26 protein-coding genes are annotated in these 25906 nt (G+C 64.5%); 22 read left to right on the plus strand and 4 right to left on the minus strand.

Features of this window, described 5'->3' with window-relative positions:
- Positions 1–143: 143 nt before the first annotated feature.
- The 7 genes from LFT49_RS18525 (at position 144) to bcp (ending at position 7616) form a co-directional block, all read left to right on the plus strand.
- Complete coding sequence (locus tag LFT49_RS18525; protein ID WP_236820567.1) at positions 144–944, plus strand: hydroxypyruvate isomerase family protein; 801 nt, start codon at positions 144–146, stop codon at positions 942–944.
- A 106-nt stretch (positions 945–1050) separates the two neighbouring features.
- Complete coding sequence (locus LFT49_RS18530; protein WP_236799785.1) at positions 1051–1929, plus strand: 2-hydroxy-3-oxopropionate reductase; 879 nt, start codon at positions 1051–1053, stop codon at positions 1927–1929.
- 131 nt (positions 1930–2060) lie between these two features.
- Positions 2061–3851: a glyoxylate carboligase gene (gcl, locus tag LFT49_RS18535; protein WP_237429029.1), complete on the plus strand. Its 1791-nt coding sequence runs from the start codon at positions 2061–2063 to the stop codon at positions 3849–3851.
- A 2-nt stretch (positions 3852–3853) separates the two neighbouring features.
- Positions 3854–5047: a glycerate kinase gene (locus LFT49_RS18540; RefSeq protein ID WP_237429030.1), complete on the plus strand. Its 1194-nt coding sequence runs from the start codon at positions 3854–3856 to the stop codon at positions 5045–5047.
- Complete coding sequence (allB, locus tag LFT49_RS18545; RefSeq protein ID WP_237429031.1) at positions 5040–6383, plus strand: allantoinase AllB; 1344 nt, start codon at positions 5040–5042, stop codon at positions 6381–6383. Before LFT49_RS18540 ends, allB begins: the two co-directional genes overlap by 8 nt.
- A 9-nt stretch (positions 6384–6392) precedes the next feature.
- Positions 6393–7055 (plus strand): winged helix-turn-helix domain-containing protein, encoded by a 663-nt coding sequence (locus LFT49_RS18550; protein WP_237429032.1) that lies wholly within the window; start codon positions 6393–6395, stop codon positions 7053–7055.
- Positions 7056–7136: 81 nt separating this feature from the next.
- Positions 7137–7616, plus strand: coding sequence for a thioredoxin-dependent thiol peroxidase (gene bcp / locus LFT49_RS18555; RefSeq protein WP_237429033.1), 480 nt, complete (start codon positions 7137–7139; stop codon positions 7614–7616).
- Positions 7617–7669: 53 nt separating this feature from the next.
- Here the strand turns inward: bcp and LFT49_RS18560 are convergent, their stop codons facing one another.
- Entirely contained in the window at positions 7670–9064 is a 1395-nt protein-coding gene (locus LFT49_RS18560; protein ID WP_237429034.1) for an MFS transporter, read from the minus strand.
- A gap of 88 nt (positions 9065–9152) precedes the next feature.
- Between LFT49_RS18560 and LFT49_RS18565 the strand changes: the two genes are divergently transcribed.
- Entirely contained in the window at positions 9153–9551 is a 399-nt protein-coding gene (locus tag LFT49_RS18565; protein WP_237429035.1) for a hypothetical protein, read from the plus strand.
- A gap of 9 nt (positions 9552–9560) precedes the next feature.
- Positions 9561–10130: a GNAT family N-acetyltransferase gene (locus LFT49_RS18570; RefSeq protein WP_237429036.1), complete on the plus strand. Its 570-nt coding sequence runs from the start codon at positions 9561–9563 to the stop codon at positions 10128–10130.
- A gap of 43 nt (positions 10131–10173) precedes the next feature.
- Here the strand turns inward: LFT49_RS18570 and LFT49_RS18575 are convergent, their stop codons facing one another.
- Positions 10174–11151 (minus strand): LacI family DNA-binding transcriptional regulator, encoded by a 978-nt coding sequence (locus LFT49_RS18575; protein WP_237429037.1) that lies wholly within the window; start codon positions 11149–11151, stop codon positions 10174–10176.
- Between the two features lie 363 nt (positions 11152–11514).
- Here LFT49_RS18575 and LFT49_RS18580 point away from each other — a divergent pair, with 363 nt between their 5' ends.
- The 5 genes from LFT49_RS18580 to LFT49_RS18600 all read left to right on the plus strand — a co-directional run bounded on the left by LFT49_RS18580 (position 11515) and on the right by LFT49_RS18600 (position 16680).
- Complete coding sequence (locus LFT49_RS18580; RefSeq protein ID WP_237429038.1) at positions 11515–12735, plus strand: sugar ABC transporter substrate-binding protein; 1221 nt, start codon at positions 11515–11517, stop codon at positions 12733–12735.
- 61 nt (positions 12736–12796) lie between these two features.
- On the plus strand, positions 12797–13756 hold the full coding sequence (locus LFT49_RS18585) for a carbohydrate ABC transporter permease (protein WP_237429039.1): 960 nt from the start codon (positions 12797–12799) through the stop codon (positions 13754–13756).
- Between the two features lie 78 nt (positions 13757–13834).
- Positions 13835–14635: a carbohydrate ABC transporter permease gene (locus LFT49_RS18590; RefSeq protein WP_237430556.1), complete on the plus strand. Its 801-nt coding sequence runs from the start codon at positions 13835–13837 to the stop codon at positions 14633–14635.
- Positions 14636–14713: 78 nt separating this feature from the next.
- Positions 14714–15502: a ThuA domain-containing protein gene (locus LFT49_RS18595; protein ID WP_237429040.1), complete on the plus strand. Its 789-nt coding sequence runs from the start codon at positions 14714–14716 to the stop codon at positions 15500–15502.
- Entirely contained in the window at positions 15499–16680 is a 1182-nt protein-coding gene (locus LFT49_RS18600) for a Gfo/Idh/MocA family protein (RefSeq protein WP_237429041.1), read from the plus strand. The genes LFT49_RS18595 and LFT49_RS18600 overlap by 4 nt, the downstream gene beginning before the upstream one ends.
- Before the next feature lie 239 nt (positions 16681–16919).
- On the opposite strand, the gene LFT49_RS18605 is transcribed toward LFT49_RS18600, so the two are convergent.
- Positions 16920–17201, minus strand: coding sequence for a hypothetical protein (locus LFT49_RS18605; RefSeq protein ID WP_237429042.1), 282 nt, complete (start codon positions 17199–17201; stop codon positions 16920–16922).
- 266 nt (positions 17202–17467) lie between these two features.
- Here LFT49_RS18605 and LFT49_RS18610 point away from each other — a divergent pair, with 266 nt between their 5' ends.
- From LFT49_RS18610 to LFT49_RS18645, 8 genes are all read left to right on the plus strand, one after another.
- Entirely contained in the window at positions 17468–18580 is a 1113-nt protein-coding gene (locus LFT49_RS18610; RefSeq protein ID WP_237429043.1) for a PP2C family protein-serine/threonine phosphatase, read from the plus strand.
- A complete protein-coding gene (locus LFT49_RS18615) occupies positions 18577–20535 on the plus strand; it encodes a glycosyltransferase family 2 protein (RefSeq protein ID WP_237429044.1) in 1959 nt (652 codons plus the stop codon). Before LFT49_RS18610 ends, LFT49_RS18615 begins: the two co-directional genes overlap by 4 nt.
- Positions 20535–20867 (plus strand): STAS domain-containing protein, encoded by a 333-nt coding sequence (locus LFT49_RS18620; protein ID WP_141945622.1) that lies wholly within the window; start codon positions 20535–20537, stop codon positions 20865–20867. The genes LFT49_RS18615 and LFT49_RS18620 overlap by 1 nt, the downstream gene beginning before the upstream one ends.
- Positions 20860–21285, plus strand: coding sequence for an ATP-binding protein (locus LFT49_RS18625; RefSeq protein ID WP_236820577.1), 426 nt, complete (start codon positions 20860–20862; stop codon positions 21283–21285). The genes LFT49_RS18620 and LFT49_RS18625 overlap by 8 nt, the downstream gene beginning before the upstream one ends.
- A 171-nt stretch (positions 21286–21456) precedes the next feature.
- The gene (gene uraD, locus LFT49_RS18630) at positions 21457–21954 is read left to right on the plus strand and encodes a 2-oxo-4-hydroxy-4-carboxy-5-ureidoimidazoline decarboxylase (RefSeq protein ID WP_236799804.1); all 498 of its coding nucleotides are present in this window, start codon (positions 21457–21459) and stop codon (positions 21952–21954) included.
- Positions 21951–22289: a hydroxyisourate hydrolase gene (gene uraH / locus LFT49_RS18635; protein WP_236799805.1), complete on the plus strand. Its 339-nt coding sequence runs from the start codon at positions 21951–21953 to the stop codon at positions 22287–22289. The genes uraD and uraH overlap by 4 nt, the downstream gene beginning before the upstream one ends.
- 80 nt (positions 22290–22369) lie before the next feature.
- A complete protein-coding gene (locus LFT49_RS18640; RefSeq protein ID WP_237429045.1) occupies positions 22370–23179 on the plus strand; it encodes an IclR family transcriptional regulator in 810 nt (269 codons plus the stop codon).
- A 261-nt stretch (positions 23180–23440) separates the two neighbouring features.
- Positions 23441–25357 (plus strand): BCCT family transporter, encoded by a 1917-nt coding sequence (locus tag LFT49_RS18645; protein ID WP_237429046.1) that lies wholly within the window; start codon positions 23441–23443, stop codon positions 25355–25357.
- A gap of 151 nt (positions 25358–25508) precedes the next feature.
- Here LFT49_RS18645 and LFT49_RS18650 read toward each other — a convergent pair whose 3' ends face one another.
- Positions 25509–25790, minus strand: coding sequence for a hypothetical protein (locus tag LFT49_RS18650; protein WP_237429047.1), 282 nt, complete (start codon positions 25788–25790; stop codon positions 25509–25511).
- Positions 25791–25906: the final 116 nt, after the last annotated feature.

A 25906-nucleotide genomic window follows, 5' to 3' on the forward strand; every position in this document is an offset into this window, starting at 1 on the left:
GCTGCCCGGGGCCGGTCTTGACTACCCCACCCCACCTTCCCTACACTTTTCATAAAGCAGAATCTAAATTCCACAAAGCGGAAACGGTGAGGAAGCCGGACGCAAGGGAAAATAGATCAAAGCCCTCCTTGGAAGGACCTACGATGACGTACACAGTGAACTGCTCCATCCTCCTCACGGAGCTGCCCCTGCTCGAGCGCCCCGCCGCCGCCAAGGCAGCAGGCTTCGACGCCGTCGAATTCTGGTGGCCCTTCGAAACCTCCGTCCCGGCGGACAGCGAGGTCACCAAGTTCGAGAACGCCATCACGGACGCCGGCGTCCAGCTCACGGGCCTGAACTTCAACGCCGGCAACATGCCCGGCGGCGACCGCGGCCTGGTCTCCTGGAAGGGACGCTGCTCCGAGTTCAAGGACAACATCGACGTGGTGGCCGGCATCGGTGAGCGCCTGGGCTGCAAGGCCTTCAACGCCCTCTACGGCAACCGGCAGGACGAATTCACCGCCGAAGAGCAGGACGAACTCGCCGTCAAGAACCTGGCGGCAGCAGCCCAGGGCGTGGCCCGCATCGGCGGCACCGTCCTCCTGGAACCCGTCAGCGGCGCACCCAAGTACCCGCTCCTCACCGCCGACGACGCACTCAAGGTCATCGCCCGCGTGAAGGAGGAGGCCGGCGTCGACAACATCAAGCTCCTCGCTGACTTCTACCACCTGGCAGTCAATGGCGATGACGTCCCGGCCGTCATCGAAAACCACGCCAAGGACTTCGGCCACATCCAGATCGCCGACAACCCGGGACGCGGCGCACCCGGTAGCGGAACACTCCCGCTCGGCGAGTGGATCGCCCGCAGCCGCGAACTCGGCTACGAAGGCTACATCGGCCTCGAGTACAAGGAACCGCAGGAAACGGCCTTCAGCTGGGCCATCCGCGAGCGCGTATCCAACTGACCCCTCCCGCCCAACTGACTCGCAGTAGTTGTCGTTATGAGCCCTCAAAACGACAACAAATGCGAGTCAGTTGGGAACACATACAGACTTCAGAAAGAGAACCATCATGAGCAACGTTGCCGTCATCGGACTCGGAATCATGGGCCTGCCCATGGCAATCAACCTGGTCAAGGCCGGCCACACCGTCACCGGCTTCAACCGCAGCCAGGACAAGATCGACAAGCTGGTCTCCGAAGGCGGCAGGGGTGCCTCGAGCATCGCTGAGGCCGTCAAGGATGCCGACGTCGTCATCACCATGGTGCCGGACTCCCCCGACGTTGAGGGCGTAGTCAGCGGCAAGGATGGCGTCTTCGCCAACGCCAAGCAGGGCACCCTGTGGATCGACGCCTCCAGCATCCGCCCCGACGTCGCCAAGCGCCTGTCCGACGAGGGCCGCGAAGCAGGCATCCGCCCCCTCGACGCCCCGGTCTCCGGCGGCGAACAGGGCGCCATCGACGCCGTCCTCTCCATCATGGTCGGCGGCGAGAAGGCCGACTTCGAGGACGCCCAGGATGTCCTGAACGCGGTCGGCAAGACCATCGTCCATGTGGGCCCCTCCGGCTCAGGCCAGACCGTCAAGGCTGCAAACCAGCTGATCGTCGCCGTCAACATCGAGGTCCTCGGCGAGGCCATCGCTTTCCTTGAGGCCTACAACGTGGACACGGACGCCGCCCTCAAGGTCCTCGGCGGCGGCTTGGCCGGCTCCAAGGTCCTGGACCAGAAGGGCCAGAAGATGCTGGACCGCAACTTCGACCCCGGCTTCCGCCTGGCCCTCCACCACAAGGATTTGGGCATCGTCACCTCGGCCGCCCGCGAAGCCAACGTCACCATCCCGCTCGGCGCTATCGTCGCCCAGCTCGTCGCCGCCACCGTCAACCAGGGCGACGGCGCACTGGACCACTCCGGACTCTTCAAGCAGGTCCTCCAGCTCAGCGGCAGGAAATAAGCACCAGCGCTACAGGCGCCTAAGAAACACCAGCAGGGCACCCGCCGTCGGACATAAAACGACGGCGGTTCCCTCACCACACCCAAAAACACCCAGACTTCGCCCCAAAGGGGCACAACAAGGAGCACCCCATGAGCAAGATGCGTACCGTTGATGCAGCGGTGGCCATCCTGGAAAAGGAAGGCGCCATCGAGGCGTTCGGCCTGCCAGGCGCCGCCATCAACCCCTTCTATTCCGCCATGCGCGCCCACGGCCGCATCCGCCACACCCTGGCCCGCCACGTTGAAGGCGCCAGCCACATGGCCGACGGCTTCAGCCGCGCCAAGGACGGCAACATCGGCATCTGCATCGGCACCTCCGGCCCCGCCGGCACCGACATGATCACCGGCCTCTACGCTGCCTGGGCAGACTCCATCCCCATGCTCTGCATCACCGGCCAGGCCCCCGTGGCCAAGCTGCACAAGGAAGACTTCCAGGCCGTGGACATCGAGTCCATCGCCAAGCCCGTCACCAAGATGGCCATGACCATCCTGGAACCGGGCCAGGTTCCCGGCGCCTTCCAGAAGGCCTTCCAGCTGATGCGCTCCGGCCGCCCCGGCCCCGTGCTGCTGGACCTGCCGATCGACGTGCAGATGGCCGAGATCGAATTCGACATCGACACCTATGAGCCCCTGCCCGTCGAGAAGCCCAAGGCCTCCCGCAAGCAACTGGAGAAGGCCCTGGACATGCTCCTGGCGGCCAAGCACCCGCTGATCGTGGCCGGCGGCGGCATCATCAACGCCGGCGCCTCCGCACAGCTGGTGGAACTGGCAGAGACCCTGAACGTTCCGGTCATCCCCACCCTCATGGGCTGGGGCACCATCCCGGACGACCACCAGCTGATGGCCGGCATGGTGGGCCTGCAGACCTCGCACCGCTACGGCAACGAGAACTACCTGCAGAGCGACTTCGTCATCGGCATCGGCAACCGCTGGGCCAACCGCCACACCGGCGGCCTGGAGACCTACACGGCCGGCCGCAAGTTCGTGCACATCGACATCGAGCCCACGCAGATCGGCCGCGTGTTCTCCCCGGACCTGGGCATCGCGTCCGACGCCGGAGCGGCGCTGGAAGGGCTGGTTGAACTCGCCAGGGAACGGGCTGCTGCCGGGTCCCTGCCGGACTACAGCGCTTGGGTGGCCGAATGCCAGGACCGCAAGGCCTCACTGCACCGCAAGACGCACTTCGAAAACATCCCCATCAAGCCGCAGCGCGTGTACGAGGAGATGAACAAGTCCTTCGGCCGCGACACCACCTACGTGTCCACCATCGGCCTGTCCCAGATCGCCGGCGCGCAGATGCTGCACGTCTTCGGCCCGCGCAAGTGGATCAACGCCGGCCAGGCAGGCCCGCTGGGCTGGACCGCCCCGGCCGCGCTCGGCGTCGCACGTTCCAACCCGGACCAGACCGTGGTTGCCCTCTCCGGCGACTACGACTTCCAGTTCATGATCGAGGAACTGGCAGTGGGTGCGCAGTTCAACCTGCCGTACATCCACGTGGTGGTGAACAACTCCTACCTGGGCCTGATCCGCCAGTCCCAGCGCGGCTTCAACATGGAGCAGAACGTGTCCCTGGCGTTCGAGAACATCAACAGCTCCCACCTGTCCGAGGACACCCGCGGCTACGGCGTTGACCACCTGAAGGTGGCCGAAGGCCTGGGCTGCAAGGCCGTCCGCGTAGAGGACCCCAGCGACCTCGCCGCCGCGTTCGACAAGGCCAAGGCCCTGATAGGCGAGTTCCGGGTACCCGTGGTGGTGGAAGTAATCCTGGAAAAGGTCACCAACATCTCCATGGGCGTGGAAATCAACGCCGTGAACGAGTTCGAGGAACTGGCCGAGACCGCCGCCGACGCCCCCACCGCCATCCTGGCCCTGCAGGCATAACCATGCGCGTGGTTATTGCCCCGGACAAGTTCAAGGGATCGCTGTCCGCCCCGGAGGTGTGCAGCCACCTGGAAAAGGGCCTGCAGCGCGGTGCCGGCGGGAACCTTGACGTGGTCCGGATTCCGGTAGCCGACGGCGGCGAGGGCACCCTCGACGCCGCCGTCGGCTCCGGTTTCACCCGTCGCACGGCCACGGTCAGCGGTCCCACGGGGCAGCCGGTGGAGGCGGACTACGCGGTCCGCGGGCACGAGGCCGTCATTGAGATGGCGGCGGCTTCGGGGCTCGCCCTGGTGCCAAGCGTCCAGAAGGGCGGACGGCCCACCCCGGTTGAGGCCGCCACGGCCAGCAGCCTGGGCACCGGCCAGCTCATCCGGGCAGCGCTCGACGCCGGCTGCCGGCGGATCGTGCTCGGCGTGGGCGGCAGTGCCAACACCGACGGCGGCGCGGGGCTCCTGCAGGGGCTCGGCGCCAGGTTCCTGGACAACAGGAACAACGAACTTCCACCGGGCGGGGCTGCGCTGGCAAACCTGCACAGCATCGACTTCACCGATTTCGAGCCCCGACTGGTGGACACACGGTTTGTGCTGGCCTCCGATGTGGACAACCCGCTGCTGGGCGCCCAAGGCGCCGCAGCGGTGTTCGGTCCGCAGAAGGGCGCCACGCCCCAAGACGTCGGCATGCTCGACGCCGCCCTGGCCAGGTTTGTCGAAGTCCTGGCCAGGGAAATCGGATTCCGCGCCGTCAAGGCTGCTGAGGCTCCCGGAGCCGGGGCAGCCGGCGGCGTGGGCTACGCCGCCATCGCCGTCCTGGCCGCGTCGCGGCGGCCGGGCATCGACGTCGTCCTGGAATTCACCGGGCTGGCGGACCGCCTGGCGGGTGCAGACCTGGTGATCACCGGCGAAGGCAGCCTGGACGAGCAAAGCCTGCTGGGCAAAACCCCCATGGGCGTTGCGCGGGCCGCCGCGGCCCAGGGCGTTCCGGTCATCGCCGTCTGCGGCCGGACCACCCTGGACCAGGGCCAGGCGGCAGCGGCCGGATTCGAGGACGTCTACGCTTTGACGGCGCTCGAAACCGATGTAAACAGGTGCATAGCAGAGGCTGGGCCGCTGCTGGAGCAGCTGGGCACCCAAATCAGTGCGGGGCTGGCGGCCAACAGGCCCGCCGCCGCAAGTACCAAGGAGGACCTCCGTGTCTGAAGAACGTTTTGACCTCGTCATCCGGGGCCAGCGCATCCTGACCACCGCCGGCATCGCGCCGCGCGAGGTAGGTGTCCGCAACGGCAAGATCGTGGCCATCGAACCGCTGGGCAACGGCCTGGCGGGCGCCGAAGTCATCGAACTGGCCGACGACGAAACCCTGCTCCCCGGCCTGGTGGACACCCACGTCCACGTCAACGAGCCTGGCCGCACCGAGTGGGAGGGCTTCGCCTCCGCCACCCGCGCTGCGGCAGCGGGCGGCGTCACCACCATTATCGACATGCCGCTGAACTCCGTCCCGCCCACCACCACGGTGGAGAACCTCAAGCTCAAGCGCGAGGTGGCCGAGGACCAGGCGTTCATCGACGTCGGGTTCTGGGGCGGGGCCATCCCCGGCAACAAGGCGGACCTGCGCCCCCTGCACGACGAGGGCGTCTTCGGCTTCAAGTGCTTCCTCCTGCACTCCGGTGTGGACGAGTTCCCGCACCTGGACGCGGACGAGATGGAAGAGGACATGGCCGAGCTGAAGTCCTTTGACTCGCTCATGATCGTCCACGCCGAAGACTCGCACGCCATCGACCGCGCACCCCACCCGGGCGGCGACCACTACCAAACCTTCCTGGCTTCCCGACCCCGCGGCGCCGAGAACAAGGCCATCGCCGAGGTCATCGAACGGGCCCGCTGGACCGGTGCGCGTGCGCACATCCTGCACCTGTCGTCGTCGGACGCGCTGCCCATGATCGCCAGCGCCAAGCGCGACGGCGTCAGGCTCACCGTGGAGACCTGCCCGCACTACCTCACGCTGATGGCGGAGGAAATCCCGGACGGCGCCACCGCCTACAAGTGCTGCCCGCCCATCCGCGAGGCCTCCAACCGGGAGCTGCTGTGGCAGGGCCTGCAGGACGGCACCATCGACTGCATCGTCTCGGACCACTCCCCTTCCACCCTGGACCTCAAGGACCTGGAAAATGGCGACTTCGCCGTGGCCTGGGGCGGCGTCTCGTCGCTGCAGCTGGGCCTGTCCCTGATCTGGACCGAAGCGCGGCACCGCGGCATCCCGCTGGAGCAGGTGGTGTCCTGGATGGCAGAGAAGCCCGCCAACCTGGCCCGGCTGACCAACAAGGGACAGCTGGCCCTGGGCTACGACGCCGACTTCTCCGTCTTCGCCCCGGACGAAGCCTTCGTTGTGGACGTCTCCAAGCTCAAGCACAAGAACCCCATCACCCCGTACGACGGCAAAGCCCTGTCCGGCGTCGTACGCAAAACCTACCTCCGCGGCGCCGTAGTGGACGGCCAGACCCCTACGGGCAAGCTGATCCGCCGCGGCGGCGTATAGGGGCGCGCCATGGCAGTGGAAGCCCATCATCCACGGACGGCGGCCCCGCGACAGGTGCCGTATCCGGTTCCAGCCCGGCGGGCCACGGCCCACGGACTGGCCGTGTGGGTTGTCCCCGCTGAAGGAACCAGCCCGGAACTCCTGCGCCACGCCGCCCAAATGGTCCTCGCGAGGGCCCTCGAAACTGCTCCGGAGGCGGAAGTCCATTGGCCTGCCGCCGGAGCCCCCACGTCCGCCGCGGAGGAAGCAAAAGATGACTCCTCCCGCGCTTCCTCCGCGGCGGAGGCACCCAGCCCGGCACTTTCAAGGGCCGACGGCGGCACCCGCCTGCCGCCGTCGGCCGGCCCCGTCAGCCGCGTCGCCGTGGACCTTGCCGCCGACACCGTCCTGCTGGACGGCCGTCCGGTGGCGCTGACCGGCGTCGAGTACAAGGTGCTCCGGTATCTGGTGACCCACCTGTCCCGCACAGTGGGCCGCGAGGAGCTGCAGGAGTTCCTGGAATCGCTGGATTTCCCCGGCGCCACCGCCCGCTCCATCGACGTATACGTGGGCAGGATCCGCAAGAAACTGGGCAACGCCCGCCACGCCGTGGCCACGGTGCGCGGCGGCGGCTACCAGTTTGTTCCCGGCCCGCACGCCGCGGTTCGGGGTCCTGCGGAATACTGCATATGACGCGCGGGTTTGTATCAGTAAGCGGCAACCCGCTTCACTGGATGTTTGGCCATCACTGACCGAGTCTTACAAAGGAACGCCATGAGCCCCACCCTGACCACCAAGCTTCAGCCCGGCACCCCGGCTCCTGATTTCACCCTCCGGGACGCCCAGGGCCGGGAAACCTCCTTGGCCGATTACCGTGGCAAGAACGTCATCGTGTACTTCTACCCCAAGGCCGCCACCCCCGGCTGCACCACCGAGGCCTGCGACTTCCGCGACAGCCTTGCCTCCCTGCAGGGCAAGGGCTATGAAGTTGTCGGTGTCTCCCCCGACGCCCCGGAAGCGCTTGCCGGTTTCAGCGGCGACTTCTCCCTGACCTTCCCGCTGCTCTCCGACCCCGACCACGCGGTTGCCCTGGCCTACGGCGCCTGGGGCGAAAAGCTGGTCAACGGCGAAATCCACGAAGGGATCGTCCGCTCCACGGTTGTAGTGGATCCCCAAGGAAACGTCACCCTGGCCCAGTACCAGGTCCAGGCCGACGGCCACGTCACCCGCCTCAAGGAAGCCCTGGGAGTCTAAGCTCTCTCTGCATCTCCGGACGCCCCAGCACATGCTGCTGGGGCGTCCGGCGTTTAACCTTCTGCCTTCACCTCTGCTGCAACCTGCGCATAGGACGCCGAAACCCTGCGGTAGACCGGCGTAAGGAAGGCCAGCAGCGCCGCCGCGATCATGATGATGCCCGCCACCAGGAACACCAAGGCGATCCCGCGGGACGTGCCCTCACCCAGCAGCGGCGCCAGGGCGGCGGCGCCGTCCGCCGACCGCGCATAGGGGATGATCCAGAACTGGGCGATGGGGGCGATGAGGAAGGCGGTGACGGGGGCCGCGGCGGACTCAAACGCCATGGCGAAGCCGAAAACGCGGCCTTGCCGCTCCAACGGCACCACCCGCTGGATGACGGTTTGTTCGGCCGCCTCCACGAACGGGACCAGCAGCAGGTAGAGCCAGATTCCCAGGATGTAGAGCCACGCCCACTCCCGCAGGGTGAAGACCGCGCCGAGAACCCCCATGACTGCCACTGCCATCAGCAGGGTGCGCAACGGGTTGGCTCCGAGCCCGAACTTGCCGATCAGGGCACCGCCGATAATGAACCCCGTGGATCCAACTGCGAACACGGCGCCCCACATCTCCACCGAGAACATCTCCAGCCCGTAGGGGTCCATCAGCGCCATGTAGACGCCGCCGATGAAGTTGTTGAACGTGGAAAACAGGACCAGCGCAAACAGCCCGGAGATGGCCAGCACCGCGGCCAAAGAACCCCGAAGATCAAAGTTGCCATGGGCGTCCGTGGCCGCCGCGCGCATTTCCTCGGGCATCCGCAGGGTCAGCAGGTGCGCCGCGGCGACCGCCGTAAGCACCAGTGCGACCGCAATGGTCCAGCCCATGCCGAGCAACCCGACGGAGAGTCCGGACAGCAGGGAGGTGACGATGAACATCAGCCCCTGCACCATACCCACCAGCCCGTTGGCATTGGCGCGGCGTTCAGGCTCGATGAGGATGGTGACGGTTGTGGACAGGGCGATGTTCCGCAGGTTCTCCACCACGGCGCCGACCAGGATGATCACAGTGAAGATCCAGAACCACGGCTGCCCCAGGTCCAGCAGCGATGCCGCGGGCGTCAGCAGGAACATCACCCCCGACAGCACGAACATGACCAGGCTGAAGCCGGCTGCGAAGCGCATGACGGCCAGCTTGCGGTAACGGTCCACGAAAGTGCCAAAGCTGATGCTGGACAGGGCGATCAGCAGCATGTAGGCGCCGCCCACCACGCCGGTGGCGATCACGTTGCGCGTCTCCAGGTACAGCCAGAAAGTCAGCGCGAACCACAGGTAGCTGGTGGTGATATTCGCCAGGGCGGTGTTGACCAGGATGCCGGCAAAGGTTCGGGAGCGCTGGGACGGGGTACGCAGGGAGCGGTGGATTGTTTCTGGATCCGCAGCGGCGTTGCCCGGTTCCTGCTGGGTCATGCGTCCCAGTGTAGTGACGCGCAAGGACCGCCAACAGGGTGGAAACTGGGCTGAAGCGGATTCAGCTCTACCCCAGGAAGGGGACGCCATGCACAACGGGACGGATAAGGAAGCGCCGGCGAACGGGACGGACCCGCGCCTGGCACTCGTGCTCGCCTCGGTCTTCGGGTTAAGTCAGGACGCCACCATGGAACTAACCGTAGTGGTCGATGGTGCGGTACTGTCCGGATCGGTGGTGTCGGAGCAGGCCTGGACGCAGCGGCAGAATGACCAGGTGCGGATTGGCAGCTGGGCCGTCGCCGGGGTCCTCGACGCCTGGGAATCCGGGACAGATGAAGCCGGTACCGGCAACGGCGCCCAGCCGCAGTACATCCACTTCCTGGGGCCTGTCCTTCTCTCAGGAGGAGTCAGGGTGCCGCTGCAGGCAACCCGGGTTGACGTCCGCAGGGTGGCGGCGTGGAGTATTGGGCGGATTCCCGGTGACTAGGATGATCGCATGGTGATCGAGGTGCGTCCGGCAACAAACTTCGAGGACGTCAAAGCACTGGTAGGGCCCAAGCGGCCGGACGCCACGGTCTGCTGGTGCCTTAGCTACCGGATCCCCTCCAAGCAAAACGTTTCGCTGCGGGGCGAGGAACGGGGGGAACTGGTCAGGCAGCTGGTCACCCAGGATCCGCCACCCGGAGTCATAGCGTACGACGGCGGCGAACCCGTTGGGTGGGCAGCGGTCCACCCGCGCGCGGACACCAGCTTCGCCCGCAACAGGAAGATCCCGCACGTTGACAACCGGGACGCCTGGTCGGTCTGGTGCCTCCGGGTACGCCCCGGCCACCGCGGAAAGGGGATCTCGCACCACCTGCTGGCAGGCGCCGTCGGGATGGCACGGTCCTATGGGGCGCCCGTCGTGGAGGGCTATCCGGTGGACAACGGCGGCAGCAAAGTGGACCTCACCATGGCATATGTGGGAACCCGCAAGCTGTTCGAGGACGCAGGCTTCACCAAGGCGGCGGACACGACGTCGGTCCTGAACGGTTTTCCGCGCGTGCTGATGCGGCTGGTGCTCTAGGGAGGGCTTCGCCTAGCCCCGGTCCCCCTGCACGTCAGCCTCCTTACCAGGGACCTGCCGGGTTCCAGTTCCGGGCAGGGCCGGTCGACTGTCCCTCCTCGAACGAACACTTCACCAAAGCGTGCTGCATGGGCGCGCCCCGCTCCTCGAGTTGGTCAATGAGCGTTTCAACTCCCATCCGGCCAAGTTCGGTACTGGGAAGGCTCATCACGGTGAGCCTCGGATCCGTCGTCTCAGCAACGGCGGGCGACGCGCCGATTAACAGAACAGATACATCGGTGGGAACCTCAAGGCCGTGTTTCGACAGCCCGTTGATCAAGCCGAAGGAAGCGTTGTCGTTCATCAAAATGATGGCAGTGGTATCCGGAGCGGCGGCGAGCAGATGTTCAATGGCGGCCTGCCCTGAAATGGGCGAGTTCTCGCAGGAGAGCTGGGCAGAACTGTATCCGCGCCGCTGCATTTCTGCAGCGAAGGTTTCCCTGGTACGCACCAAGGGACCATAGCCTGTGAGGGCATACTCAACGTCGGCGCTGTCCACCAGGCAAAACGAGCGGTGGCCCAATCCTTCGAGATAGGACACTGCCTCAACCACGGCGTTTTCGAAGTCGACGTCCACATATGGCACGCTCTCCGGCTCCCGGACCCGTCCAATCAGTGCAAAAGGCATGGTGGAACTTCGAAGGCACTCCACCCGGGGGTCGTCCAGCTGGACCTCCATGAGCAGGACACCGTCGATGAACCCGCTCGATATGAGTTCCTCTATCTGTTCCGCCTCGTTGCTGATCGGCCACAGGACCAGGTTGTAGCCAAGCTCGCGCGCCCTTTGCGTCGCGCTGGTAAAGAACTTGACCGCCGTCTCAGTGAGCCGCCGCTGCAGCGCCGGGTACAGCAACGCGATAATTCGCGTACGTTTACTCGCCAGAGCGCGGCCCAGCGCATTGCGGCGGTAGTCGAGTTGCCGCATGGCATCCTCGACGCGGGCCTTAGTGGCAGGTGTGACCGGCTTGCTGCCGTTGATCACGAAAGACACCGTTGCAACAGAGACGTTAGCCAACCTCGCAACGTCTCTCATCGTTGGCACAGATGCCCCTCCTCTGGTTGTCAGGCTTGCTGATGTCCTTTCAGTAAACCGGTTAAATTTTTCCTTGACAAGCCTTCTTTTCGGCATGCAGAGTTGTTCCCAACAAACCCCTTCACCTTGAGGGATTCAGCGCGGCAGCAATGGTTAAGCGGTTAAATGCAGGGCTGCCATCCCCGACAGCGCCCGGTCCCCACCCCCGACCCGCTTGTCCGGCACGCACATGCAAACCCCGTTCCCCAACCCCGCTGCGCGAAAAGCCGGGCTGGTTTCAGTGGCGACACCTAAGCAAAGGAGCTTTTGAACATGAAAATCAAAGGGAGAATTACGGCAACACTGGCGATGGCAGCAGTCCTGCCTCTGGCGTTCACCGGCTGTTCCGGCGGGACGTCCAACGCAGGCGGGGACGTAAAAACGCTCACAGTACTGGACAGCTACAACAACGAACCCGACAAGGGCATCCTCCAGGACTCGATCGACAAATGCGCCGCCGCTGTTGGGGTGACAATTGAGCGAACCACTGTGCCCGGCAAGGACAGAATGCAGACGGTGCTCCAGCGGTCTTCCTCAAAGACACTGCCTGATGTGCTAATGCTCGACAATCCAGAAGTAAAGGATGTCGCAGCAACAGGCGCCCTCGCACCCCTGGGGGACTTCAATGTGGACACCTCACCTTTCGCCGGCAACAGCCTGGATGCTGTCACACAGGACGGACAGGTCTACGGCCTACCCCTGCCGGCCGACACGTTGGGGCTTTTCTACAACAAAGACGTCCTCGCCGCGGCTGGCGTCCAGCCACCCAAAACATGGGACGAACTGAAGGCTGCCGCTGCCAAGCTCACCACGGCCGACAGGTATGGATTGGCTCTTTCGGCAGCAGCCACCTACGAGGGGTCGTGGCAGTTCCTGCCCTTCATGTGGACGAATGGTGGAGACGAAACCAAGCTGGACTCGCCTGAGGTGAAGGAAGCCCTTCAGCTTTACGTCGATCTCGTCAACAGTGGCTCTGTGTCAAAAGGCATCGTCAACTGGACGCAGGCTGACGTAAAGGACCAGTTCGTGGCAGGCAAGGCGGCCATGATGATCAATGGGCCGTGGCAGATTCCGGCACTTGCCAAAGCGCCCGAGGTGCACTGGGACTCGGTCCAGATTCCAGTGAACAAGCCGGGCCAGACGCCGACCGCCCCTTTGGGCGGCATGGTGTGGACTGTGCCCAGGACAGGCGATGAAGCCAAGGAGAAAAAGGCAGCCGAGTTCGTGGCATGCACGGGCAGCGAAGACAGCCAGATGTCGTTGGGTAAGGCACGCAACACAGTGCCCGTCCGCGCCGGCCTGCAAGAGAAATACATCCAGGAAGTCCCGGCCATGAAGTCGTTCACCGAGCAGGTTGAGAACGCCCGGGCACGCACGGGAAAGCTCGGCCCGGAGTGGCCGAAAGCGGCCACCACCATCTATACCGCGGTTCAACTTGCGTTGACAGGCGGCGCGTCTGTTGACGAAGCATTCGCGCGGGCAGCAGCGGGCTGAGGCGTGACCGTGTTCTGGCCGGATTGTTTTCGATTGCTGAACCGGAAGGGCCGTAAAACACATGCCAACCATTGAGCGTTCGCAACTTCAGGCACCAGAAGTACTCCGCGTCCGGAACAAGAAGGCTGGCCGACCGCGGTTCTCGGAAGAGAACATCGCCAAGGTTCTCTTCGTGGTTCCCGCCGGGATATACCTGGCGCTGTTCTTTGGCTACCCAGTACTGAAGAACATCACCATGAGTTTCCAGGCCTACACAACCAAGACCTTCTTCACGGGGGTGGCCCCATGGGTGGGCCTGGATAACTACATCACGGTCTTTCAAAGCAACCTTTTCGCGCCTGCGCTGATCAATACGGCAGTGTTCACGGTGGGATCCATTGCCGGCCAGTTCGTCATCGGCCTGGCACTGGCCTCATTTTTCAGGCGCCGCTTCCACCTCAGCAACTTCCTTCGGTCGATGCTTCTCCTCCCGTGGCTGCTGCCTCTCATCGTGGGCAGTGCCACCTGGCGTTCAATCCTCGACCAGGACAGCGGCATCCTCAACCGGTTCCTCGAGGCAACGGGACTGATCCATGACCCAATACCGTGGCTTACAAGCCCGGCAGTGGCCCTCTCGGCGGTGGTCCTCGTCAATATTTGGGTTGGGATCCCCTTCAACGTCACCATCCTGTACGGGGGCCTGCAGGACATTCCGGAGGAGTTGTACGAGGCGGCGGCCCTTGACGGGGCCACGGGATGGAAAGCGTTCCGGCACATCACCTGGCCCAACCTGAGGCCCGTGGTCAGCGTCGTTCTTGTCCTGGGCGTGGTGTACACCCTCAAAGTTCTGGACATCATCCTGGGACTGACGAACGGCGGACCCGCGAACGCTACCCAAACGCTGGCCGTCCGTTCCTACCAAACGTCCTTTGTCGACTTCCAATTCGGTGTTGGCGCCGCTTACAGCAACATCCTCATTCTCATTTCCCTGCTGTTCGCAATCATCTACCTCCGCGCCAATCGGCGAGCAGTCGACGAATAAGGGGTACCAGTGACAATCTCAGCACCAACCAAGCTTCGTCCTTCTGTACGCGGGACGGCACCGGGCCCCGGCCGGCCCATGCATCAGGGCCTCTTCACAGGGCTGGGGATCCTGTTCCTGGCCATCATGCTCTTTCCGGTCTACTGGATGATCAACGCCTCACTCCAGCCTTCCGGGAACACCCTCACGGCTGATCTCCTTCCGTTGAATCCCAGCTTCGCCGGGTATGAAACGGCTATTTCCCAGCAGGGCAAGAACCTGCTGACCAGCCTCATCGTTTCGGCGGGAACGGTGCTCTTCAGCCTGGCCATTGCAGCACCTGCGGCCTACGCCTTGGCACAGTTCCGGTTCAAATGGATCAACATCGCGCTCCTGGCCATCCTGGTGTCACAGATGATCCCGGGGATCGTGATAGCCAACGCGCTGTACACCGCTTACAACGACCTGAAAATGCTCAACACCATTCCGGGGCTGATCCTCGCCGACTCGACGCACGCCATCCCTTTCGCCATCCTTATCCTGAGGGCTTTCATGATCGGCATTCCCCCTTCCCTGGTGGAGGCAGCACGGGTCGATGGCGCCGGGCTGGTAAGGGCCTTCGTTTCCATCGTCCTTCCCATCAGCCGCAACTCGCTCATTACGGCAGGGTTGTTCTCCTTCCTGTTCTCCTGGAGCGATTTCCTGTTCGCCCTCACCCTCACCACCAAGCCTGATGTCCGTCCGGTAACCCTCGGCATCTACCAGTACCTGGGCTCGGAGGTTTCAAACTGGAGCGCCGTGATGGCCACCGCAGTACTCTCCTCGTTGCCGGCCATCGTCCTGCTCCTGATAGCGCAGAAATACATCGCCGCCGGGGCAACAGGCGGCGCCGTCAAGTAAGCGCCCGCCCTCCAACCCGGTTTCCCCTTCAAACCTCAAGCCGCTTTCCCTTTAAGGTGCACAACAGTTAGGAATGACATGTCGGAGCTCGAATCTTCAGCAGGGCCAGCCAGGGTCCTTGTCTGGGGAGAAAACCGTCACGAACAGCTGCAGCCGGAGGTAGCCAAGATCTACCCCGAAGGCATGCACAACACCATCCGCCAGGGCATTGAAGAGAATTTGGGCCAGAAGGCCCGGGTGTCCACCGCAACTCTCGACGACCCGGAGCACGGATTAACAGAAGAAGTCCTCTCAGCAACAGATGTACTGGTGTGGTGGGGGCACGCGGCGCACGCCGAAGTCTCGGACGAGGTGGTGGACCGCGTCCATGAGCATGTCCTGGCGGGGATGGGCCTCATTGTGCTGCACTCAGGGCACTGGTCGAAGATTTTCGGGAAACTCATGGGCACCAGCTGCACGCTTCGCTGGCGCTCCGAGCGGGACCGTGAAATCGTGTGGACGGTGGATCCCACCCACCCCATCGCACAGGGCGTCCCCCACCCGTTCATCATTCCCGAGCAGGAGATGTACGGTGAGTTCTTTGACATCCCGTCCCCTGATGAGCTCATATTCCTCAGCTCATTCTCGGGGGGCGAGGTGTTCCGCAGTGGCTGCACCTTCAAGCGCGGATTCGGGAAGATCTTCTTCTTCAGCCCTGGAGACCAGGACTACCCCGTCTACCACCACAAGGACGTCCGCCGGGTCATCGCCAACGGTGTTGAGTGGGCAAGGACTAACCGGCCGGAACGGACCAGCCCTGTCCTTCTGCGCTACGAGACAGAAGACTTCTACAACGGTCACGGCTACAAGGGAGCGATGCAAAATTGAGCTCCTTCGAAACACTCAAGGATGACAACACACCCGTCCGCGTGGTTCTCATCGGGGCCGGGCTGATGGGCAGAAAATGGATATCCGTCCTGACGGCATCCCCTGACGTTCAGCTGGTGGGCCTGGTCGACATCAACCTGGCAGGAGCCACAGAAGCACTGCGCGAAGCAGGCCTCGAAGGTGTGGCTACGGGGACGAGCCTGACGGAAGTAGCAGCCGCGACGTCGGCACAAGCTGTTGTGAATGCGACCGTCCCGGTGGCGCACCACGCTACCAACGTCCAGGCCCTGCTGGCCGGCCTGCCAGTCCTGTGTGAAAAGCCCCTCGCCCCAACCGTCAGCCAGGGGCTGTCCCTGGCAGCCACGGCAGAGGTCAGCGGGCAACTGCTCATGGTCAGCCAGTCCCGGCGCTACTACCGTAATCTCGCACACCTCCGGCAGCAGCTTCCATTGCTGGGTGACGTCGGAATCGTAACGACCGAGTTCTTCAAGGCACCCCATTTCGGGGGTTTCCGGGAAGAGATGGACCACGTACTGCTCGTCGATATGGCCATCCATGCCTTCGACGTTGCCCGCTACCTGCTGGACCAGGAACCCACGTCGGTCTACTGCGAGGAGTACAACCCGAGCTGGAGCTGGTATGCCGGGGACGCGGCCACCACGGCCCTGTTCGAATTCAGCGGCGGTGCGCGCTACATGTTCACGGGAAGCTGGTGCAGCCCGGGCCTGGAAACATCCTGGAACGGCAACTGGCGAATCAGCGGTGCGCACGGCACCGCAAGTTGGGACGGCGAGGGTCCAGCCCTTCTGGAGCTTCCTGGCCAGCCCCAATCGGCCGATAGGGCCGACCAGCCGGGGAACCGCCAGGATGCCGAGGAGATCGCCGGTTCACTTGCCGAGTTCGTCAATGCCCTCCGAACAGGCGCTACCCCTGCCAGTGAGGTGCATTCGAACGTGCTCAGCCTATGCATGGTGGAAGCGGCGGTACTGTCAGCCGAGAAGAAGGAGCGGATCGACATCGAGCACGTCCTGGCCTCGGCCTACGAAAACGCCCTCAACGAGGAGACTATCCCGGAGGTCAAGGCAACCCTGGGCGTTTGGGGTTCCACGTCAGAGTTGCTTGCCAACGCCATCGGCAAGGGGTCCCTGGCCGCAGGAACCAGCAGCGGCAGACAATAGCTGGCTGCCGGTTGCGGGCTGCCCCATGACTGCGCCTGCACCATGGGGCAGTCCCGCAAACCGGGATTCAGCTACTTCCGGCGCCAGTATTTGCCCCAGTCAACCTCCATGGCCCATAGCGCCAGGAGCAGCGCGTCCATGGTCATGAGTCCTGCCATCAGGTACGACCAGCCAAGCAACAAACTCACAGCAATCTCCTGACTATCCCCCAGCCAATCGATTGCTGCTAAGTGTGGCACCTAAAGCGCCGCTACGGAATGCCCTCCACCCGCAGTCTTGAGAAGGACTTCTAGCCTGCGGTGCGCCTCGGTCTCCAGCTTCAGCCGCCGGGTCAGCTTCTCTACGTGCCGGGACATCTCCTCCCCCACCGGAAGCCGGTCCCCCGGCCAGCTGGACACTTCCCGCGATTCGGCGAGCGCGTGCTCCAGTTCCCGCGATGCCGCCCGTACTTTGCGTGAGTGGAAGTAGACGCGAAGCCATGCTTTGGCCTTGTCCGCGCCCTTCCTCTTAACTTGTTCCATGTGGCTTCCCCGCCTTCCGCAAGCCGTACAGCCTCCGCGCGGTGTCGTCGTCGTACGCTGTTTCCTGAAAGCTGCTGCGTTCCTTCGAGTGTGAGCGCCGCACCTCAACGTCCCGGCAAGCAGATGCCAAGATTTCCACAAGATCTGCTGAGCGGTGCCCCTGCGCAGGACCGAAAAAGGTGGGTATCGCCTCCTGTCAGGCAAGTCACCGGAAACTGTGAAGCCTAAGACATGCCGTGTGCGGCTTAATACGGTAGAAGTAGAGAATGGTCTCTCCCTCCGAAACCCGCCGTGCGGTAGTCATCGAAGATGACCCGGACATCCGCGGCCTGCTGGTCCGCGTCCTGGTGAAGCAGGGCTTTGACGTCACCCACGCGGGCGCCGGCCTCCCCGGAGTGGAGGAAGTCCGGCGGACCAAACCGGACCTGGTGACGCTGGACCTGAACCTGCCGGACCTTGACGGGCTGGAGGTATGCAAGCTCCTGCGCGAATTCTCGGACGCGTTCATCGTGATGCTCACTGCCCGCGCGGACGAACTGGACAAGCTGACCGGGCTGGACAACGGCGCCGATGAATACATCAGCAAGCCGTTCAGCCCCCGGGAACTCCAGTCACGGATCAACGCCCTGTTCCGCCGCCGCCCCTCCCAAGCGGCGGCGTCCGCCGCCCGGAGTGAACTGGAACGCGCCACGGAGGTGCAGCAAAGCCTTCTGCCCAAGGAGGACATCCGGGTGGACGGCTACGACGTTTCGGGCCTTTTCCGCCCCTCCCGCAGCGTGGGCGGCGACTTCTACGACTGGTACCAGACGCCCGACGGGCTCCACCTGACCTTCGCCGATGCCATGGGCAAGGGCATGGGGGCGGCGCTGATCGCGGCAACCGTCCGTGCAGTGATGCGCTCCACCGGCCTGCGGCAGGACCTGGACGCGGGATTCGCCTCTGCCAGCAAGGCGATCGCCAGCGACCTTGACTCCTCCAACTCCTTCGTCACCCTCTTCCATGCCCGGCTGGACGCGGCGTCCGGCAAGGTCAGCTACGTCGACGCCGGCCACGGACTTGCGCTGCACGTCCAGCCTGCGGGTCCGGCGGACCGCCTCCCCACGGGAGGGCCTCCAGTGGGGGCCTGGCCCGGAACGCAGTGGCCGCAGGCAGAGCTGGAGCTGGCCCCGGGCGATTCCCTGGTTGTGGTCAGCGACGGCGTGCTTGATGTGTTCGAGTCCGTGGAGGATTTCACGGACGCCGTGCAGCAGGCGACGCAGGCTGCAGGTTCGGCCCATGAAGCCAGCAACTCCATCATGGCCCTCGCCCCGGCGGAGACCGCCGAAGACGACGTCACGGTGGTTGTGGTCCGCCGGCTCCCCGGGGAGGTGGCCGCATGACCCGTTTCTGGACCCGGCTGGTGGTGGTGCTCACCGTCCTGACCGGCCTGAACTACATCGCCTGGCGCTGGGCGGCGTCCCTCAACTGGGATGCCTGGTGGATTGCCCTCCCCCTGGTGGTCGCCGAAACCTACAGCCTGATCGACGTCATGCTCTTCGGCATGACCGTGTGGAAGCTGAAGATCCGCAAAGGCGCCCCGCCGCCGCCGCAAGACGCCACCGTGGACGTCTTCATCACCACCTACAACGAGGACCTGGACATGGTCCTCACCACCGCGCTGGCGGCGCAGAAGATCCGGCACCCGCACAGCACCTGGATCCTGGACGACGGTGCCCGCCCCGAGCTCAAGGCCCTGGCGGAAGAGCATGGCCTGGGCTACGTCACCCGCAGCGGGGACTGGACCAAGGACCTGCCGCGGCACGCCAAGGCCGGCAACCTCAACAACGCCCTCATGGTCACCCATGGCGAGTTCCTGCTGATCCTGGACGCGGACCAGATCCCCGAGCCGGACATCCTGGAAAAGACCCTGGGCTACTTCAACAACCGGCGCGTGGCCCTGGTCCAGACGCCCCAGTACTTCAGCAACGTTCCCGCTGACGATCCGCTCGGCAGCCAGGCACCGCTGTTCTACGGCCCAATCCAGCAGGGCAAGGACGGCTGGAACGCGGCCTTCTTCTGCGGCTCCAACGCCATCCTGCGCCGGGAGGCCCTGATGCAGCTGGGCCTGGTGGGCTACGTCAAGGAAACCGAGAAGAGCATCCGCCGCGCCCTGGCCGCGTCCCGGGCAGCCATCAAGCAGGCCCGGAAATCTGCCGATGTCGAGTCACCCCTGGTGTCGGAGGTCCTGGACGAGGTGGAGGCCGCCACCCGCGAAGCCCAGGCGGAAGTGGACACCGGCCGCCCCCTCAGCGAAGTGACCTACCGGGTCCGCCGCCGCGTGGACGCCGCCGTCCAGACCCTGGTCCAGGCCGACGTCGCAGCACTGCAGGCAGACCTCGAGGAAATCGCCGCCATGGAGCTGGCCCACGTGGGCGAGTCCGGTGTCCCAGTGGTGGCTGATGACGCCGTCCAGCGCATGTCCGCCCGCGACTGGTCCCCGCTGGGCGCCCTGGAGTCCGTCCAGGCCGTCCTGGATGCCCTCACCGTGGAGCGCAGCAACGAGGCCCAGCCGGTGATGCCTCTGGCCACCATCTCGGTGACCGAGGACATGGCCACCGCCATGCGCATGCACGCCATGGGCTGGGAGAGCGTCTACCACCACGAGATCCTGGCCTACGGCCTGGCGCCGGAAGACCTCAAGACCATGCTCACCCAGCGCCTCCGGTGGGCCCAGGGCACCATCCAGGTGTTGCTCCGCGAGAACCCTTTGGTGCAGAAGGGCCTCAAGCTCGGCCAGCGCCTGATGTATTTCGCCACCATGTGGACGTACCTGAGCGGGTTCGCCGCGGTCATCTACTTCGCCGCCCCCATCATCTACCTGCTGCTGGGCATCCTGCCGGTCAGCAGCCTGAGCTGGGACTTCTTCATCCGGTTCATCCCGTTCATGGTGGTCAACCAGCTGCTGTTCGCCGTGGCAGGCCGGGGCATTCCCACCTGGCGCGGCCAGCAGTACAGCCTTGCGCTGTTCCCCACCTGGATCAAGGCATGCACGACGGCGGCCCGCAACGTCTGGTTCGGCCGTCCCCTTGGGTTTGCCGTCACCCCAAAGGCGCGCCAAAGCGGCGGACCCAGCTGGAGCCTCATCCGGCCCCAGATCGTGGTGTCCATCCTGCTGGCCGTCGCCGCCGTCGTCGGCATCATCCGCCTGGCCACCGGCCTGGCCGAGCCGCTGGGCACCCTGGTCAACGTTGTCTGGGTGGTCTTTGACCTGGTGGTCATGAGCATCCTGGTCCGCGCCGTGCTCTACAAGGGGTACGAACCGGCCGCAGAACCTGCAAACAGAGAGGAATCCTGATGGAGTTCAGTTACGAGGTCAAAGATTCGTACGCGGAGGTCAAGGCGGACGGCCGGCTCAACATGGTCTCCGCGCCCAAACTGCGCGAGTTCGTCACGGACGTCATCGCCGGCGGATCCAACCGGATCGTGGTCAACCTGGAAAACACTGCATTCATGGATTCCTCCGGCCTTGGCGCGCTGATCGGCTGCCTCAAGGCCGCCCGCCAGGCCGGCGGCGACCTGCGCATCGCTGCCGTGCAGCCGCAGGTGAACATGGTCCTGAAGTTGACCAGCATGGACAAGGTCCTCACCGCCTACCCCACGGCCGAGGAGGCGTTCAGCAATGACTGAGGTACTGGCATCGCGCAGCTTCCGCGGACCGGCCGCCGAAGAGGCCATAGAAGAGATCCACAACGACCTCGACAGCCTGTGGCTGGACGTCCCGTTCGTGAACGACATGGACCAGATGACGTTCACCACCGCCGTCATCGAATCCGCGTCCAACATCGTCCAGCATGCGCAGCCGGCCGGGGACCGCGAGGTGGAGCTGGGCGTGGAGACCACGGTGCAGCCCGCGCTGCTGCAGGCCCGGGTCAGCGCCTATTACGCCAAGGCGCCGTTCGGTCCCATGGAGGCCTCCACCCCGGACGACGACGCCGAGTCGGGGCGCGGCCTGGCCTTGATCGAGGCGCTGGTCACCACGGTGACATTCGAGCGCCAGGACGGAACCAACACGTGGGTGCTTTCCAGGACGTCCTCAGGGGACTAGGAATCTGGCGCGCCGCTTGACAGTGACCCTCGCCTGCTCTTGAATATTGCGTATGCTGAAATAACAGTTCCATGATGCGGAAGCCTGCCTTTGTGCGCAGGTGCCGGGCACTCCGGCGTCCGCATAGCCGTCACCGTGGATGCCAGCATGACACCAAGGAATACGACCAGCATGAAGCTTGCCGAATTCAACAGCGCGGATCCTGCCGCGGCCCAGGCCATCCTCCGGCCCTGCATCGACATCAGCCGCTGGGTGGAGGCGGTGGCCGGGGCACGCCCGTTCCCCGCCCGTAACGAGCTCCTGGAGTTCGCCGCCCAGGCTGCCAACCCGTTCACTTCCGCCGAGGTTGAAGCCGCCATGGCCCACCATCCCAGGATCGGGGAACGCCCGACGGCGGCCAGCACCGAGGCGTCAATGTCCCGTTCCGAGCAAGCCGGGGTGGACCCTGCGGACGCTGAAGCCGCCGAGTCCCTGGCGCGCGGGAACCGTGAGTACGAGGAGAAGTTCGGCCGGGTCTTCCTGATCCGGGCAGCCGGACGCACCGCCCCGGAAATCCTGGCGGCCCTGAACCAGCGGCTCTCCAACTCTCCGGAAGAAGAAGACAGCATCGTGGCGCAGCAGCTGCGCGAAATCGCCGTACTGCGGCTCGAAGGACTGATCAGCGAATGAGCGTTTCCCACGTCACCACCCACATCCTCGACACCGGCGCCGGACGCCCGGCGGCGGGGGTCGCCGTCGTCCTTTCAAAGAACGACGGCGGCACCTGGCGCGAGCTGGCAGCGTCCAGCACCGACGCGGACGGCCGGGCGAAGGACCTGGGGCCGGAGCAGCTGGAACCGGGACACTACAAGCTGAACTTCGCCACGGGCAAGTACTACGCAGGCCTGCAGACACAGACCTTCTTCCCGGAAGTGGACCTGGTGTTCGAGGTCACCGGCCCCGAGCACTACCACGTGCCGCTGCTCCTGAGCCCGTTCGCATACTCCACCTACCGCGGGAGCTAGCGGAAATCCAGGGCGGCCGGACGCCGCCCAGGTTGATCCAATGTCACGGCCGTCACAGTTCCCGCATAGGATCAGGAAGTATGGCTCCTAAAAATGAACCGGAATCAGATACCGACACCCAAGGCGGCCAGTCAGGCGGAGTGCAGTCCGTGGAGCGTGCTCTGACCGTCCTGGAGATCCTTGCCAGGGAAGGGCACGCCGGCGTGAGCGAGATCGCCGAGGAGATGGGGATCCACAAGTCCACCGTCTCCCGGCTTATGGGTTCCCTGGTAACCCGCGAAATGGTCCACCAAAACAGCGAGCGCGGAAAGTACCAGCTCGGCTTCGGCATCCTGCGCCTGGCCAGTTCCATTCCCGGCAGGCTGAGCCTGGTGCACGAGGCACGGCCTGTGCTGGAAAGCCTGGCGGAGGAGTTCAAGGAAACCGTCAACCTCGCCGTCCTGCGTTCCAACTATGCAGTCAACGTGGACCAAGCCATGGGCCCTTCCACGCTGGCCACCTACGACTGGGTGGGAAGCCTCACGCCCTTGCATGCGACCTCCAGCGGAAAGGTGCTCCTGGCAGCACTGGGGGCCGATGAACGGGACCGGATCCTCAAGGAGACGGGATTGGAAGCCCGAACGGCCCGGACCGTCACAAACCGGAAGAAACTGGACGCGGAGCTGCTCGAGGTGGCCGCCAAGGGGTACGCCGTGGTCCGCGAGGAGTTCGAAATCGGCCTGAACGCGGTGGCGGTGCCCGTCTACAACCACCAGGGCACCGTGATTGGCGCCCTCAGCATCTCGGGACCCGCATTCCGTTTCGACCCTGAGCAGATCCCGGGGCTGCTGGAAACGCTCAAGGAAGCCGGACTCAAGGTCAGCGCCAACATGGGCTACACGGTCCGATAACAACAAAATGACCCCCGGCTGGCCGGGGGTCATTTTGCTTTAAGCGGGGACACGGCCCGTGCAGCCTCCCTTGACTTTCGAAGTGACGTACAGCACTCTTGTTGCTTAGCGCGAACTCTGTTGATCTTTGCGGAACACCTCCCCCACAGGGCTAATGACCCTTCCCCCGCATGGCCGCGGCTGCCGGTTGCCGTTAGGGCTCCTGCAACGACAGGCCAAGCACACTCGCAAGCCCATGGACTAGCCAAAGGACCCGCTTTCATGGCCATCAATAGTGATTTGACTACCCCCAAGCCCAAAGTGCCCCCGTCAGGGGACGCCGCCCCTGCAAGCCTTGACGATCCACGGGAAGAAGCGGCCCCGGCTGCCCCTAACGATCATGAACAGATCCTCGAAGAGCTGCGGCTGGGCAGGCGGGAGCAGGAAGTCTCCCAGCGCCGCAACCGGAAGTTGACGCTGGACAAGGCGACGTTCGGGATCACGGGCGCCATAGCCTTGGCCTTCATTGCCTGGGGATTCCTCGACAAGGACAGTCTCGCCACCACGTCAAAAGACGCCCTTGACTGGGTAATGGAGTACACGGGCTGGCTGTTCATGGTCCTCGCCTCACTCTTCGTCGTCTTCGTGCTGTGGCTGGCAATGAGCAAGTTCGGCAACATTCCACTGGGCAAGGACGGTGAAAAGCCTGAATTCCGCACGGTCTCCTGGATCGCGATGATGTTCGCCGCCGGCATGGGCATCGGCCTGATGTTCTACGGCGTCGCCGAGCCGCTGTACCACTTCATCTCTCCGCCGCCGGGAACCGTCGATGGCCGCACTCCGGCCGCCATCCAAACGGCCATGGCCACCTCGATCTTCCACTGGACGCTTCACCCCTGGGCCATGTACGCCGTCGTGGGAATAGCAATGGCCTACGGCACGTACCGACTGGGCCGCAAGCAGTTGATCTCCGCCGCCTTCACCTCCCTGTTCGGGATCAGGACCGTTGAAGGACCGGTGGGCAAGGTCATCAACATCCTGGCCATCTTCGCCACGCTCTTCGGCACCGCAGCCTCCCTGGGCTTGGGCGCCCTGCAGATCGGCAGCGGCTTCACTTCCAACGGCTGGGCCGGCGAAATCGGAACCCCCGTGCTGGTCGGGATCGTCGCCATCCTGACGGCATGCTTCGTTGCCTCCGCAGTTTCCGGCATCAGCCGGGGCATCCAGTGGCTGTCCAATATCAACATGGTCCTCGCCGTCGTGCTGGCCATGATCGTCTTTGTGGCAGGGCCGACGCTTTTCATCCTCAACCTCATTCCCTCCGCTCTGGGTGACTACATCCGGGACCTGGCCGCAATGTCTTCCCGCACGGAGGCCGTCGGCGACGAAGCATTGCGCACCTGGATGTCGGGCTGGACCATCTTCTACTGGGCCTGGTGGATTTCCTGGACGCCCTTTGTGGGAATGTTCATCGCCCGCATCAGCCGTGGCCGCACCATACGGCAGTTTGTCACCGGCGTCCTGCTCGTCCCCAGCATTGTGAGCGTGGTCTGGTTTGGCATCTTCGGCGGCACCGCCTTCCGCATCCAGCAGGAAGCGGACAACGCCGGTTCGCCCGGGCTCATGACCATGGTCGACGGCAAGGCCACCATCGATTTCGACGGCGCCCTGTTCAACCTGGTCAAGAACCTCCCGCTGCCCGCCTGGCTGACCGCGGCCGTGATCGTCCTCGCCATGGTTCTGGTGGCAATCTTCTTCATCACCGGCGCGGATTCCGCATCCCTGATCATGGCTTCACTGAGCTCCAACGGCAGCTCTGAACCTAAGCGTGCCCTGGTCATCTTCTGGGGTGCCCTGACCGGTGCCGTGGCGGCCGTCATGCTCCTGGCCGGCGGCGACCAGCCCTCGGAAGCACTGTCCGGCCTTCAGCGGATCACCATCGTGGCGGCCCTGCCCTTCATCATCGTTATGCTGCTGCTCTGCTTTGCCATCACCAAGGATCTGCGGCGGGACCCGCTCTCCCTGCACCGCCGGCTGGCGGACTCGGTGGTGGAGCGGGCCATCCGCACGGGGGTCGAGCAGCACCGCGGCGTCCAATTTGAACTTGTGACCAAGCACGAGTGCTCAGAAGCATGCGCAAAGGGCAGTCCGTGCCCAGGGGCAAGTACCGACACGCAGAAGGCAGCCCACCGGTTGTAGGAGCACCGGCATTGCGATGGCCCCGGCGCCTGCGTCGGGGCCATCGTCGTTATGGCTATGCAGACCAACCAAGGGGCCGGAACTGCGGGTTAGGTCCAGACACAGCTGCGGGCTGCGCTAAAAACTGGCAGCGCTGCGGGCGGCAGGGCGATTAAGCCCAGATCTGATAGCCCGATGACTTGTCGAAAATGCGCCGCGTGCTGATGCCTTCGGCGGCTATCCAGAGGACCGATCCGTCCTCCGCGGCCTGGTCCACCACCCCGGTAGCCACATGCTCCCCCAGTAGCCACACCTCAACACTCCGGCCGGGCAGCCGCGCCCAGTCGGACCGGAGGCCGAGGACCTTTCCAGAACTTCCCGCGCGCTGCTCATCGTGCTCGAGGTCGAGTTCGCTGGCATCACGCCGGGCGTCAAGGGTTGCTTGGGAATTCACTCGTCACTCCGTTCGCCGGCACCGTCGCCGCTCCTGAGAAAACACTGGTATTTGATTGATATATCAAAGCACTATCCGAGTATGGCGCAGGTCACAGTCCGCGTCAACGAGGGTCC

This window comes from Arthrobacter sp. FW306-06-A, assembly GCF_021870055.1.
Lineage (GTDB): Bacteria > Actinomycetota > Actinomycetes > Actinomycetales > Micrococcaceae > Arthrobacter.